The sequence below is a fragment of the Ruminococcus sp. AF37-20 genome (assembly GCF_003460465.1).
Lineage (GTDB): Bacteria > Bacillota > Clostridia > Oscillospirales > Ruminococcaceae > Hominimerdicola > Hominimerdicola aceti.
In genome coordinates this window covers 13705-26993 of the sequence record NZ_QTVE01000012.1, presented here as the reverse complement: position 1 = coordinate 26993, position 13289 = coordinate 13705, and the positions used below count along the sequence as shown (strand labels likewise).

Here is a 13289-nt window from a genome sequence, read left to right as displayed (position 1 = left end):
TTGCCAATTATTTCTTGTTTACATAGTTTCTCAGCTCTTCTGGCTCTACAGGTTGTGCGAACCAATGGAAGCAAGCACTCGGAACTGATGTGGTAGCTACCACCAGCGCAAGAGCCGCCAGTGCCGTAGAAGCCTTCTTTGCTATGCTCATCAGCTTTTTCATTACAAATCCCTCCTTTCAAACAGTTCAGATAAGTCAGGCTCTTTCGGTTGATAAAACGTAATACCGCAAACGCTGCCATTTGAGATATACAGCACCAGCCTTACAAGAGCAAGAATTACAATCGCCAAAATACTCCGTTTTTCTCTTTCCTTATCATCGTTTACTGTTATCACCCCGATTCAAAAAGTGACCGAGCAGTGCCATGATTGCTGACAGCAGCATTCCGCTTGATACATAAAGGCTTAGTTTTTGATATTGGAATACAAGCAGTGCAATCGTGACAACGGATAGGGTAACAGCTAAGATGCAGCTTCTTTTCCTTAGCTTGACACTCTTTTCCTCTGACATCGGTTTATTCGGATGCGGAACGGGAGCAATACATAGAATGATTGGTAATGCTATCATTATGAAACTGATGCTGAATATTGGCGTAATATGTCCGCTTACATTGCAAATGCCGTAAGAGAAAACCATCATCACCATGACAAGCGTGAACATACAACTAAGATGACTGTTAGCGTGAAACCCACCTACAAACTGTCTCAACCCCATAAATACGGCTATGAATACAACAACCGCAGGCAGCGTATGGGAAAACAGAGCAATCAGCAGGACGATAATGGTATTCAGCACATCAGAGATCAGCAGCTCCATTCCATATGCGTAGATCACCTCTTTGGATTCTTCCGTTATGTTCTGAACCACAAAAAAGTGTGCTATGCTTTTTGCAAGTTTTGAAATCATTTCTGAATCACTTCCTGCAAAAATCATAACACAAGTTGCAAATTTTTTCAATAGGTTTTGAGAAAAAAGGTCTCAAAGTGTCCCCAAATGTCGTCTTCTTGTCCCGAAATGCAAATAGTTAAATTTGTAAACAATTACGAACCATAATGTTCAGCTTAAAAATTCCGTCATCATAATCGAAACTTACTAACCCACCCAATCTATCAACGGAGGATTTGATACTGTTTATCCCTATGCCGTGAAGCCCTTGTTCTTTCTTTGTTGATGTTAAAACAGATGTATCTACCTTATCTGATGTATTTGTAATGACAATAAATAGCTTCTCTCGTTCTTCCATTAGGCTTATCCAAATATGCTTATGTGATACACCAGCTCTCTGGCAACCTTCTATTGCATTGTCAAGAGCGTTTCCGATGATACGGCACAACTCCAATTCGTCTGCCTTGATATTTGTTATGATATTGACCTTGCAAATAAACTCTATACCGTATGTCTGAGCAAGAGAACCCTTGATGTTCACAATAGAATCGACGGCATTATTACCAGTATAGCAGAGTCTGTTAGCAAGCCTTACAAATGAGCTTAGCTTGACAAGATATTCCTTAGCAGAATCAGTATCATTGTTTTCCAACATATCATTCAGAACTAAAAATTGATTTTCAATATCGTGTTTAAACTCTCGTACTTGCTTGTATGACAGGGTAAGCAGCTTATAGTTTTCCTGTTCCTGTTGCTTTATTGTTTCAAGGTATTTTAACTTTATCTTATCTTCAAAACTTTCAAAGAAATTAAACATAGCAAGGTTTATAAAGATAATTCCTGCAAGAGAAACGCCCAAAGAAACATAACTATAAGTGTTGCTGCCAACAAATCCATCAAGCATTGTTTGTAAAAGAAAAATACTTATGATTGGAATAACTATTATCAATATCCAATATTTTATCGGCAGTTCACGAATTTTTTTGTTTATTATGCGGTGCATCAATCCTATAAGCCATAAATAAATTATATTTGTGCCTACCATTCCGAGATAACGTCCTAAACCAGACTCTAAGAATTCATCTGGTGTTCCCATATTAGCAATGCAAAGTAATCCAATCACAATAGGTTCAGATATAGATATAATCAGTAAAAACAATATGTTCCAAAATATTTTATGACGGATTGAATCATCATAACAAATAAAGGACATGGAGCTAATAAGAATAATGGTTGTAATCAGATACACTAAAATATTATCTGTCAACAAAACTGTCGCTGACAGTATTACAGTAGAAAGAAGATACGACAGATAAAGAACTGCTTTATTAACTTTTGCCTTACTCAACAAGGAAAAGTATAAGAATACCAACATCATTTCAATTGCTACATTGACAATCTCAATGATATTTTCAATCAATACGGGCAACTCGATCATCTCCCTGTTGCATAGTTAAGATAGCGAGCAACTATCTCATCTTTATATGTTTTGCCTATGGGGATTTTTCTGCCGTTGCTTAGAATAATATCGTACTTGGTAATATTCTGTATATGGTCAAGATTTACAAGTATTCCACGGTTTATAATAGCGAAATTGTACTTTAACAACTCGCCACACACAGTTGAAAAATCGCCGCCGTACTCCAATTCACCATTAACTGTGAATAGTGATACCTTTCTTCTATGTCCCTCAAAGTAAAGAATATCTGTCAGCCTGAACTTGAATGACAGATTTTTATTATTGAAAGTGAAAGTTCTAAATCGCTGCTGGCACTCAGCAATGATAGAATTTAGCTGTTTGGTATATACATAGTCTGGCTGATTTTTCAATATATAGCGAAACGCTCCCACATCGTAGCCCTTAACGGCAAATTCGGCATAATTCGTCAGGAAAGAAATAATAACTGAACCATCTATCTGTCTGATTCTTTCAGCGGTCTGCAATCCGGTCAGATCGGGCATTTCAACATCGAGTATGATGACTTCATACATTCCCTTGACATAGAAACTCAATAAGTCTCTCCCGCTTGTAAATTCGTGTATTTCGCAGTCGGGGAGTTTCATTTCTCTTAATCTGTTATGAAGTTGTTTTAAGAATACAGGTTCATCATCAACGATAGCAATATTCATAGCAATCACCTCACAATTGGTCATGCTTTATGTATCAGTTATCATTATACCACATCGGAGAGATTATTTCAAGAGAAAAAATAGCTATGCCTCCATTAATAGTTTCGGAGACATAGCCTCATGTTGCGTTATTTTATATTCATCGAATATGGTCTATTGCCTGATTTAAGAGTGGGTGTACTTATAAGTGCTTCACAGAAGACAGCGAGAGAACGCCGCGATACTATGTCACTTGGGTCGATAAGCATGGGGTTACCCATGACGGTGTCGTGGGCGGCGACCCGAAATGCGACGGTCACAAGCTCCCGTGTCTGTTTGAAGCAGGCTATTACGAACCGCATTATATGACCACCGGCTCCAAGGAGCGCATCTTCTCGCATACCTTTGAGCTTGACAGAAGCTATGACGCAGTGGGCGGCGGCAGAGTCGATGTGCTCAGATGTTCCGTCTGCGACTATATAGTTCCTGTGAAGAGCCATGTCCATGATTACGGCTGGAACTGGGACTGCACCGGCTTCGGCAGCATCTATGAGTATACCTTCAACATCGGCGGCTCGACCAAGACGGTGGAGCAGCTCATCCTTGAGTCCGGCTATGCCCACCCCGAAAAGTGCAAGGTTCCCGGCTGCGAGGAGTTCATCATGGTTCCCCATAGCTGGGGCCGCTGGAATGTGGTCAAAAACCCTGATACCGAGGGCGATAAAGGCGGCATGGAAGCTGAATGCAGCGTCTGCGAATACAAAGAGACGAAAGAAATTGACGGCGATTGGACAAAGGACACCGCCCTTGTGACGGTGAAAAACGGCCGGGCAACCCGTATGATCGTCAAGCCAGGCGACAAGATCAGGCTTTATCCCGAGGAGAGAACCGGTCAGAAAGACATCGGCTGGAAGGTGGAGTATCGCCGCGAATACAATGAGTATGACATCATACCTGTTACTAGAAATTGGAATACCAATGAGGCGAAGACCCTGTTCAAGCTGGTGACCAACGGCTCCGCCCTTGAGTGGGGCTGCACGATCCCAGAGTTCAGCGCCATGGGTGCCCCCGGCGGCGGCAGTTTCTTCTTTGAGCCTGTCTATGCAGGCTGTGACCACAGCGGCGGCACAACGCTGCTCAACGCGAAGGAGCAGGTCTGCGACCGTAAGGGCTACACCGGCGACACCGCCTGTGCAGACTGCGGCCATGTCATCAGTGCCGGTTCGGATATCTACCCACCTGCAAACGCCGGTCATACCGGTCCACTGCAGCCGCTGTACTACTACGGCACGGCCAACTCGGCAACCACAGACGCGAGCCATGGCGGCAAACGCTATAACGCCAAATCGGGCGACTGCCGACACCGCGCCTATGAGGGCGACTACCGCTGCACGGCTTGCGGCGGCACCGTAAAAGGCGAGACCGGCGACTTCAGGCATAGCGGTCCCCTTGAACTGCGGGATGTAAGAACAGCGACCTGTACAGAGAGGGGCTATTCCGGCAACCAGTACTGCACAGCGTGCGACAGGATCGCGCATAAGGGCGTCTCAACCCCGTCCCTCCACGAAATTGCCGATAACTACAAGCTGATCAATGAGGTTAAGCCAGGATGCACCACCTCAGGCTATAGCGGCGACCAGCAGTGTACAGCCGGCTGCGGACAGATTATCCGCTACGGTCATGTCGTTAATAAGCTCAGCCACGACTGGGACGGTGGCAAACCTGCAAAACAGGGCAAGAGCGAAGGAATTCTCTACACCTGCCAGCGTGCCGACTGCGGCGAGACAAGGTTCGTAAAGAACTCCGCTGCGACCGAGTTCACGGTCACGGTCATCAAGGGCACAGCCTCCGTTGCCGCAGGGACACTCATCACGGACAAGATCGCGCAGAACACCGTTGTGACCGTTACGGCGGACGTACCGGAGGCAGGCAAGGTCTTTGACAAGTGGGTCGTGCTGGAGGGCAATGTCACTCTGACAGACGCCACCAAGGCGACTACCACCTTCACCATGCCCGGCAATGATGTGAAGCTCGAGGCCACCTATAAGGATGCGCCTCCAAGCCATACCCACAGCTACGGCACCGAGTGGAAGTATGACGACACCGATCACTGGCATGAGTGCGAGTGTGGCGATAAGGCCAATATTGAGGCTCACAGCGCCAGCGAATGGATCGTTGACACGGCAGCTACCGAAACCGCCGACGGCACTAAGCATAAGGAATGCACCGTCTGCAAGAAGGTTCTTGAAACCGCACCGATCCCTGCAACAGGCAGCAATCATACCCACAGCTACGGTACAGAGTGGAAGTATGACGGCACCAACCACTGGCATGAGTGCGAGTGCGGCGACAAGGCCGACACGGCAGCACACAGCTTCCAGTGGGTGATCGACAAGGCCGCTACCAAGGAGGCCACCGGCATCAAGCACGAGGAATGCACCGTTTGCGGCGCCAAGCGCAGCGAGAATACGGTCATCGACAAGCTCCCCGACGGCGGCAACACCGACAATACAGGCAGCAGTGATAATAACACCAATAAGCCAGGAAATGACGACTCCACCAAGTGTCCTCAGACCGGTGACAGCAGCAACCACATGGGTTGGCTGGCTGCTCTGTACGTCAGCGGCGGCGTTCTGACTCTGCTGGGCGTAAGCGGCAAAAAGAGAAAGAAATCCGAGGTTAAATAAGCCGACGCTTCCGAAATCGAAATAACCTAAATACAATAGGCGGTGACGGATCATTCCGCCACCGCCTATTTTCCTGAAAGCGAGCTTGCCAACAAGTCCCTTTCCGAAAGGCGGCAAGCGACACCCACATTCTGACCGTGTATCCCCAGCCGAACGGGGACGGCAATCTCCGACACTCTTTCTTTATGCCTTCGACAAAAATCAGAGCAAAGCTCAAAAATCTTTTAGGAAATTAAAAAACTTGGTTTTAGCCCCCTCAACTTTTCGGCATGGAAAGTGAGGGGGCTTTCTCTATAGCCTCCGCCCGTTCTTTGAAAACCGAATAGTACAGCGCATCCTTTTGTAGGGCGTAATTTTTTTTGCCTAAAAGCAAATTTACTCACTGTCAAAAGCTTGAACTCACTACAAATAAAAAAAACGGTAACACCAGCAGGAAGTTATCTTCCTGCTAATGTTACCTCATTTACAAGTATCACAAGATTTAAAGGGGAAATGATAAAGACTTTGTAATGCTTATCGTAATTCTTGTAGCTTTACGCTTAATTCTTGTAAATGTTTTTTGGCTCTTTAGCTTGATAGCCACCATACATTGATGCACATCCGCAGGCAGCTATACCCATTCTCTTAGTTGCTCTGGCAATAAGGCTGGCAATCAATTTCTTAAATGATCTCATTCTTATCACACCTCTTTTCTTTGATCTTCGCTGATATTATTAAAACTGCAATTAATAGATTTGTTAACAGGATCATAGATCCAACCGTCTGATATCTATTGATAATCGCCCCGCCAAACAGATCAAGCAACAGAAAAACTATCATTCCCATCGCTTTGAACTTTGGCTTTTTTTCTTTTTCTATAGGCTTATTTTTGTTCTCCACAGGGCAGAATACAAAAGCTATTATCTCTTCAAACACAACCAAGGCAGCGATCACCCATATATTTATATATCCGCATACCTTGTCATTAAGAAAAGCTGTAGCAATAAATGTTGAACACATCAACAGATTGCATCTGAAATATGTATCTGCATGATACCCTCCGGTAATAACCCTGACAGCAATAAACACTGCCAAATATATTACGCTTTCCAGCAAATGCCCTGTCAATGCTCCCATAAGCAATACAAGCACAATGTTTAACATTGATGAGATAGTTATTTCTATGCCATACCGATAAAAATCCTGCACCTCATCTGCTTTGCCGATAGCTTCCTGCTCGGTCAAAAAATTAAGTATACCCGATACAACAAGATCCATAAACTACCGCCTCGCTTTTGTCTTACCCTAATTTGAATTTTACTAGAATAACAGCAATATGTCAAGCTTTTTGGAATGAGTTGCAGGTTTTTGTCACGAAATGCAGCAACGGCCCCGAACGATCAGTTCAGGACCGTTGTATCTGCCATCAATGTTACCTGACAGCAAAACATTCCCTCCGACTCATAGAAATCGCATCTGCCATTATATTTTCTTGCTATCTCTCTGATTATTGAGGTCCCCAGACCATGCTGTTTTTTATCAGCCTTTGTGGTCGTAAGCCTTGGATTACTATCCATAACAGAATGATCTATTGAATTTTTTATCAAAAACGTATATGTATCCGTTTCTCGGTCGATCTTCAGATACAGAAATTTATTTGCGTCGTCGGCTATTTCCTTGCATGCCGTTATAGCATTCTCCAACGTGTTGCTCAACAGGTCGCAAAGGTCAGTTCCCTTTATTCCCTCAAAATCTGAAACTGTTATACACGATATTTTTATCCCCAAGGAAGAAGCCATCGTAAGCTTTGCGTTAACGATAGCATTTACAATATTATTCTTCGTTTTAACATAGGACTCCGACTTCTCGATAAGGTCAAAGCTTTCTGAGATAAATTTTCTCGTTTCATCTATTTTTTGGACTTTCAACAGTTCATTGACCGTTTCATATTTGTCTTTTATATCATGCCTTAGTTTTCTCATGGCGTCATATTGCGACTCGGCGTTTCCGATAAACTGCTCAAGATACTGCTCTCTTAGTTTGACTATCTCCATTTCCTTGAGCTTCCGATTCTTTTTTATCAAAGAATTTATTATCCAGAATATAAGTATATTAAGAACAAAGACAAGCATATATGACAGATTTATATACAGCCTATGGCCATCGTCTGCCGAAAGGGACAGTTCATGTATTACCATAACGAGAGAAAACGAAATAATAAGCACTGCAATTATCGTAACCCAATCTGAAGCCGTATAATCATCTGTATGTTTAAAGGCCATCAGTATTAATCTAAATACAATGAATATAGAGATCTGGATCATTATAAGCGTCACAAATCTAAGCAAGCTTTGTTCGACCACAAGCTTCCTGAGGGATATTTTAAAAAATGACGATACAACATTTAGTTCCAATGACGTTATCAACAAGATCGCAATCTGCGAGAGGGATATGGAAAGAAATTTCTTTACTGCATTGTCACTAAAAAAGCAAAACGCAAAAACAAGCAGACTTGCCCAGTACAAAGCACTTCCAAAGCCCTCAAATACAGTGAAATAATTAAAAACAGTGACTAGACAGCCTTCACAAACGGCAAATATAACAGCCCATATCTTAGCCCTTTCATGAGATCTTGGCGTAAGAAATTTATATATAAACCATGTTTCCAGACCGCCCTGATAAAAGTTTATCAAGATCTCAAATATCGTCCACAATGTAATAGTCATCACTTTCTCCTCAGATATTCAGTCAAAGCGTCGTCAACTGCATTCTTATATCCTCGGCTCATGGGAAGCTCTGAACCGCTTTTGAAGATCACTGTTTCATTTGAACGGCTTATGTTAAAAACATATTTCAGATTGACGATATATTTTTTATGCACCCGTATAAAATCAAATTTACGATAAGCTTCTTCTATCTCGCCAATGCTATCTCTGACTGCAATAGTATCCTTATTATTTGCAAAATGATATATGATGCTGTGGCTATTGCTCTCTATATAAGTTACATCCCGAAGCTTTACAGAGATCCTTCCCTGCTCCCTATTCTCCAAAACCACTGTCTTTTCCTGCTTCAATGCGTCCGTCAGCTGTCCTGCTACCATATGAAGCCTATCCTTCATAACATCGGCGTCAGGATCTTTGCAGATAAAATTCAGCGGTCTGAAATTAAAGCTGTCATAAACCAGCTCCTGATGACTTGTCACAAAGATCACGAAGCAATTACCATTCTGACCTAGCTGACGCGCGACTTCAAAACCGGTCATTTCAGGCATATCGAGGTCAAGAAATATAGCCGAAAAAGGCTTTTTACCATGGCAGTAAAAAAAACTCTCAGCTTTGGTAAACGTTTCTATTTCAGCTTTGACCGACCTTGATTCAAGTTCATTTGCCAGCATAGATTTAAAAAACTGAAGAAAAACAGCATTATCATCACAAACTGCGATCCGCATTTTTTCACGTCCTTTTATAACATAGTCTATGTACGATTTTATATTACCATAATTATACCGTAAGGTCAAGCCATAAGGCGTTTCACAGCTCCCTGCGTCAAGACCACACCTGGCTGCAAACAAAAAAAGGGCTGTTCTAACAGCCCTTCAGTCTGCCGCAAAAGTGTAAGACCAACGTCCCACTTATTTAGGACTTTTCCAACTTATTTCGTTTTGGATCCCTTACCCCTTAGGCTTTTTCATAGTAAGCGAAATACGCTTTTTCTTCAGGTCAACGTTAATTACCCAAACCTTAACTACCTCCCCGACCTTTACGACCTCAAGAGGGTGCTTTATATATCTGTCGCACATCTGAGAAATATGTACAAGTCCGTCCTCGTGAACGCCGATATCAACGAACGCTCCGAAGTCTATAACATTTCTCACTGTGCCCATAAGCTCCATGCCTGGTTTCAAGTCTTTAAGCTCCATAATGTCGCCGCTTCTCATAAGCGGTGGCGGCAGCTCGTCACGAGGGTCACGACCCGGCTTTTCAAGCTCCCCTACTATGTCCTTTAACGTCGGAGCACCAATGCCGATATCTGCGGCAAGCTTCTTCATGCCCATTGCATTGACTTTCTCAGCTATCTGCTTTACGTCGCCCATATCCGCAAGGCTCAGCCCGCACCTGTCAATAAGCGCCTGTGCTGCCTTGTATGACTCAGGGTGAACAGCGGTGTTATCCAGCGGATTTTTTCCGCCACGCACTCTCAAAAAGCCTGCGCACTGCTCAAAAGCCTTTGCGCCAAGCTTCGGAACTTTCATAAGCTGCTTTCTTTCGGTGAAAGCTCCGTTTTCCTCACGGTAGGAAACAATGTTCTTTGCCACCGTCATGTTAATGCCCGATATGTATGACAACAATGAGTATGAAGCCGTATTAAGGTCAACGCCTACTGAGTTTACGCAGTCTTCAACAACGCCCTTTAAAGCCTCGTCCATTCTCGCCTTTGGCATATCATGCTGATACTGTCCAACACCTATTGCCTTTGGGTCTATCTTTACAAGCTCTGCAAGAGGGTCCTGCAAACGGCGTGCTATTGATACTGCTGAACGCAGTGAAACGTCATACTCAGGAAACTCCTCAGCCGCAAGCTTTGAAGCGGAGTAAACGGAAGCGCCTGCCTCAGACACCACCATGTAAGAAACTTTCTGCGGAATTTCTTTGATAAGCTCGGCTGTGAACTGCTCCGTTTCTCTTGAAGCAGTGCCATTGCCTATGGAGATAGTCGTAACTCCATATTTCTTTATAAAGCCCGTCAGAATACGCTTAGCACGCTCTGTATCCTTCTTTGGCGGAGTAATGTAGATTATCGCAGTGTCAAGCACCTTGCCCGTAGCGTCCACTACAGCGGTCTTACAACCGTGAGCATATCCCGGGTCAAGACCAAGGGTAACAGTGTCTTTAACAGGTGGCTGCATAAGAAGCTGTCTGAGATTTGAAGAGAACACCTTTATTGCCCCCTCCTGAGCATTTGCTGAAAGATCCGCCCTAATCTCACGCTCTATGGACGGATAAATAAGTCTTTTATAGCCGTCCTCACAAGCCGCCGTAACAAGCTGTCCGCACTCTGACTTGTTTTTCACATATCTTGACACGCAGGCTCTCTCCCCTGCGCCCTCCGGGACATTCACTGATACTTTCAGAACGCCCTCTTTTTCGCCTCTGTCCAAAGCCAAAACTCTGTGACCTGCTATCTTTCCCACAGCCTCAGCGTAGTCATAATAGTTCTCATACACCGACTCGGTATTCTCGTCAGACGCTTTTGAGCTTATCACGCCTATCTGCGAAAACAGCGTTCTTATGTATTTTCTAAGGTCAGCGTCGTCAGAGATATCCTCTGCGATTATGTCCATTGCACCCTGCAAAGCTTCGTCCGCAGACTTTACGCCCTTGTCCTCGTTGATAAATTTTGCCCCCTCGACCTGCGGGTCGCATTTCTTATCCTGGGTCAAGATAAGTTCAGCCAGTGGTTCAAGCCCCTTTTCTCTTGCCACCGAAGCCCTTGTTTTACGCTTCGGCTTGAAAGGTCTGTAGATATCCTCCACCTCCACAAGGGTCTTTGCATTTGCGATAGCAGACATTATCTCGTCTGTCATTTTCTCCTGCTCAGTGATAGAAGAGATTATCTCGCCTTTACGTTTTTCGAGATTTCTCAGGTAAGTGAGCCTGTCAGCGATCTCTCTAAGCACCTGATCGTCCAACGAGCCTGTAAGCTCCTTTCTATATCGTGCAATAAACGGTATAGTTTTATCGTCATCAAGGAGTGCCACAGTGTTGTCTATCTGCTCCTGTCTGAGCTTAAATTCTTCCGCAAGGGTCTTGTTAATGTCCATGTTTTTACCAATCCTTTTTATTACTTTTTTGCGTATTATCACATATAATATTATAGCACATTTTCGATAAAAACGCAACGAAAATGCGGTCGAAAACTGTAACAAAGATATTATATAATACATATAGAATCAATCAGAAAATTAATAAAAGCAGGCAAAAATGCACTTGAAAAAAGGGCATAGATATGATATCATAGAAGAATAAAACAGTATTCAGGAGTGTTTATATGCTAAATCAGTTTTCAAGAACCGAGCTTTTATTCGGCAAAGAAGCAATGGAAAAGCTCAGCAACAGCAGGGTTGCGATTTTCGGCATAGGCGGTGTAGGCGGATATGCAGTTGAAGCCCTTGCACGAAGCGGTGTAGGCGAGCTTGACCTTATAGATGATGACAAAGTGTGTCTGACCAACATCAATCGTCAGATAATTGCCACAAGAAAAACAGTAGGAAAATACAAGGTAGACGTGGCGGAGGAGCGTGTTCACGACATCTGCCCTGACATAAAGGTGAACACATACAAGTGTTTTTATATGCCTGACACAGCGGATCAGTTTGATTTTACTCAGTATGATTACATTATCGACGCCATTGACACTGTTACAGGCAAGCTGGAGATAATAAAGCGAGCAGACGTTGCAGGAGTACCTGTTATATCCTCAATGGGCGCAGGCAACAAGCTTGACCCTACAGCATTCCGTGTGGCGGACATTTATCAGACAAAGGTCTGCCCACTTGCGAAAGTCATGCGACGAGAGCTTAAAAAGGCAGGCATAAAGTCGCTGAAAGTTGTTTACTCAGAGGAACAGCCTATCAGACCGATAGAAGATATGGCTATTTCATGCCGTCAGAACTGCATTTGTCCTCCTGGTACGGCAAGAAAATGCACAGTGCGCCGTGATATTCCAGGCTCAACAGCATTTGTGCCGTCGGTAGTTGGACTTATCGTGGCAGGCGAAGTTATTAAAGATCTTGCAAAGAAATAATACAAACAAAGGTCGAACCGCTGATTAGCTGTGGTATAATGGTTTTATAATCAGTAGGGTAAACTGTCCGACTAATCGGAATTTGAAGAGGTAATCTATGGACTATACAATTAGAAATATAAGAGAAACTGAATATAAAATATTAAGCGATTTTTTATATGGGGCAATATTTATTCCCGAAGGTGTCAAAGCACCTCCAAAAGATATTATTAATAAACCTGAATTACAGGTATATATATCAGATTTTGGAAAGCATAGTGGAGATTACTGTCTTGTTGCAGAGTCTGACAAAAAAATTGTGGGTGCCGTATGGGTTCGTATTATGAATGATTATGGTCATGTTGATAATGAAACCCCATCTTTTGCAATATCATTATTTCCAGAATACAGAAACCATGGAATAGGAACTGCTTTGATGAAATCAATGATTGATCTACTGAAAACAGAAAAATATAAGCAAGCATCACTTGCCGTTCAAAAAACAAACTATGCAGTTAATATGTACAAGAATGTTGGATTTGAAATAACTGACGAAAACGAAGAAGAGTACATTATGATATGTAAGCTTTAATTCGTCAAATTCCCATTTATCGAACAGCTCCCTCTTCACAGCACTCTAACAGGTGCTGTGATTTTTTTAGACAAAAAGGGCCTTCGCACACTTACATTAGCGTAAGCATACGAAAGCACTGCTTCCATACATTACATTTACAAACTTCAATACAAAATCATATATACAAAAAAAGAGCCGTAGCAAAAGCTACAGCTCCATGGCTCCCCCTGTTGGACTCGAACCAACGACCCTTCGGTTAACAGCCGAA

Annotated in this window: 14 protein-coding genes; 4 read left to right on the top strand and 10 right to left on the bottom strand. The window is 43.4% G+C overall.

Annotated elements, in window-relative coordinates:
- Nucleotides 1-7 precede the first annotated feature (7 nt).
- The 5 genes from DW015_RS08925 to DW015_RS13595 form a co-directional block, all read right to left on the bottom strand.
- Nucleotides 8-163, bottom strand: a complete 156-nt coding sequence (locus DW015_RS08925) for a cyclic lactone autoinducer peptide (protein ID WP_022127260.1) — start codon at nucleotides 161-163, stop codon at nucleotides 8-10.
- Between the two features lie 153 nt (nucleotides 164-316).
- On the bottom strand, nucleotides 317-958 hold the full coding sequence (locus DW015_RS08915; protein WP_081855890.1) for an accessory gene regulator B family protein: 642 nt from the start codon (nucleotides 956-958) through the stop codon (nucleotides 317-319).
- A 67-nt stretch (nucleotides 959-1025) separates the two neighbouring features.
- Nucleotides 1026-2315 (bottom strand): sensor histidine kinase, encoded by a 1290-nt coding sequence (locus tag DW015_RS08910; protein WP_157864625.1) that lies wholly within the window; start codon nucleotides 2313-2315, stop codon nucleotides 1026-1028.
- A 5-nt stretch (nucleotides 2316-2320) separates the two neighbouring features.
- Nucleotides 2321-3016, bottom strand: coding sequence for a LytTR family DNA-binding domain-containing protein (locus DW015_RS08905; protein WP_015558963.1), 696 nt, complete (start codon nucleotides 3014-3016; stop codon nucleotides 2321-2323).
- 128 nt (nucleotides 3017-3144) lie between these two features.
- Complete coding sequence (locus DW015_RS13595; protein ID WP_207659367.1) at nucleotides 3145-3501, bottom strand: hypothetical protein; 357 nt, start codon at nucleotides 3499-3501, stop codon at nucleotides 3145-3147.
- On the opposite strand from DW015_RS13595, the gene DW015_RS13440 reads away from it, so the two are divergent.
- Nucleotides 3484-5682 (top strand): hypothetical protein, encoded by a 2199-nt coding sequence (locus DW015_RS13440; protein ID WP_207659366.1) that lies wholly within the window; start codon nucleotides 3484-3486, stop codon nucleotides 5680-5682. The genes DW015_RS13595 and DW015_RS13440 overlap by 18 nt on opposite strands.
- Nucleotides 5683-6221: 539 nt before the next feature.
- Here DW015_RS13440 and DW015_RS13875 read toward each other — a convergent pair.
- The 3 genes from DW015_RS13875 to DW015_RS08890 form a co-directional block, all read right to left on the bottom strand.
- On the bottom strand, nucleotides 6222-6356 hold the full coding sequence (locus tag DW015_RS13875; RefSeq protein WP_278306138.1) for a hypothetical protein: 135 nt from the start codon (nucleotides 6354-6356) through the stop codon (nucleotides 6222-6224).
- Complete coding sequence (locus tag DW015_RS08895) at nucleotides 6343-6939, bottom strand: accessory gene regulator B family protein (protein WP_117896547.1); 597 nt, start codon at nucleotides 6937-6939, stop codon at nucleotides 6343-6345. The genes DW015_RS13875 and DW015_RS08895 overlap by 14 nt, the downstream gene beginning before the upstream one ends.
- Before the next feature lie 122 nt (nucleotides 6940-7061).
- Nucleotides 7062-7859, bottom strand: a complete 798-nt coding sequence (locus DW015_RS08890) for an ATP-binding protein (RefSeq protein ID WP_118164179.1) — start codon at nucleotides 7857-7859, stop codon at nucleotides 7062-7064.
- A 103-nt stretch (nucleotides 7860-7962) separates the two neighbouring features.
- Here DW015_RS08890 and DW015_RS13435 point away from each other — a divergent pair, with 103 nt between their 5' ends.
- Entirely contained in the window at nucleotides 7963-8220 is a 258-nt protein-coding gene (locus DW015_RS13435; RefSeq protein WP_181979885.1) for a hypothetical protein, read from the top strand.
- Nucleotides 8221-8386: 166 nt separating this feature from the next.
- Here DW015_RS13435 and DW015_RS08885 read toward each other — a convergent pair whose 3' ends face one another.
- Both DW015_RS08885 and DW015_RS08880 read right to left on the bottom strand, forming a co-directional pair.
- Nucleotides 8387-9112, bottom strand: coding sequence for a LytTR family DNA-binding domain-containing protein (locus tag DW015_RS08885; protein WP_117896549.1), 726 nt, complete (start codon nucleotides 9110-9112; stop codon nucleotides 8387-8389).
- A 222-nt stretch (nucleotides 9113-9334) separates the two neighbouring features.
- Nucleotides 9335-11485, bottom strand: coding sequence for a Tex family protein (locus tag DW015_RS08880; protein ID WP_117905385.1), 2151 nt, complete (start codon nucleotides 11483-11485; stop codon nucleotides 9335-9337).
- Nucleotides 11486-11712: 227 nt separating this feature from the next.
- Here DW015_RS08880 and DW015_RS08875 point away from each other — a divergent pair, with 227 nt between their 5' ends.
- Both DW015_RS08875 and DW015_RS08870 read left to right on the top strand, forming a co-directional pair.
- Nucleotides 11713-12468: a tRNA threonylcarbamoyladenosine dehydratase gene (locus DW015_RS08875; protein WP_117905384.1), complete on the top strand. Its 756-nt coding sequence runs from the start codon at nucleotides 11713-11715 to the stop codon at nucleotides 12466-12468.
- Nucleotides 12469-12565: 97 nt separating this feature from the next.
- Nucleotides 12566-13039: a GNAT family N-acetyltransferase gene (locus DW015_RS08870; protein WP_117905383.1), complete on the top strand. Its 474-nt coding sequence runs from the start codon at nucleotides 12566-12568 to the stop codon at nucleotides 13037-13039.
- Nucleotides 13040-13289: the final 250 nt, after the last annotated feature.

Excerpts from the sequence above, each read along its gene's own strand:
- DW015_RS08925 (WP_022127260.1), bottom strand. The coding sequence starts at position 163 with ATGAAAAAGCTGATGAGCATAGCAAAGAAGGCTTCTACGGCACTGGCG.
- DW015_RS08905 (WP_015558963.1), bottom strand. The coding sequence starts at position 3,016 with ATGAATATTGCTATCGTTGATGATGAACCTGTATTCTTAAAACAACTT.
- DW015_RS13595 (WP_207659367.1), bottom strand. The coding sequence starts at position 3,501 with ATGGACATGGCTCTTCACAGGAACTATATAGTCGCAGACGGAACATCT.
- DW015_RS13875 (WP_278306138.1), bottom strand. The coding sequence starts at position 6,356 with ATGAGATCATTTAAGAAATTGATTGCCAGCCTTATTGCCAGAGCAACT.
- DW015_RS08895 (WP_117896547.1), bottom strand. The coding sequence starts at position 6,939 with ATGGATCTTGTTGTATCGGGTATACTTAATTTTTTGACCGAGCAGGAA.
- DW015_RS08890 (WP_118164179.1), bottom strand. The coding sequence starts at position 7,859 with ATGGTAATACATGAACTGTCCCTTTCGGCAGACGATGGCCATAGGCTG.
- DW015_RS13435 (WP_181979885.1), top strand. The coding sequence starts at position 7,963 with ATGAATATAGAGATCTGGATCATTATAAGCGTCACAAATCTAAGCAAG.
- DW015_RS08885 (WP_117896549.1), bottom strand. The coding sequence starts at position 9,112 with ATGCGGATCGCAGTTTGTGATGATAATGCTGTTTTTCTTCAGTTTTTT.
- DW015_RS08880 (WP_117905385.1), bottom strand. The coding sequence starts at position 11,485 with ATGGACATTAACAAGACCCTTGCGGAAGAATTTAAGCTCAGACAGGAG.
- DW015_RS08875 (WP_117905384.1), top strand. The coding sequence starts at position 11,713 with ATGCTAAATCAGTTTTCAAGAACCGAGCTTTTATTCGGCAAAGAAGCA.
- DW015_RS08870 (WP_117905383.1), top strand. The coding sequence starts at position 12,566 with ATGGACTATACAATTAGAAATATAAGAGAAACTGAATATAAAATATTA.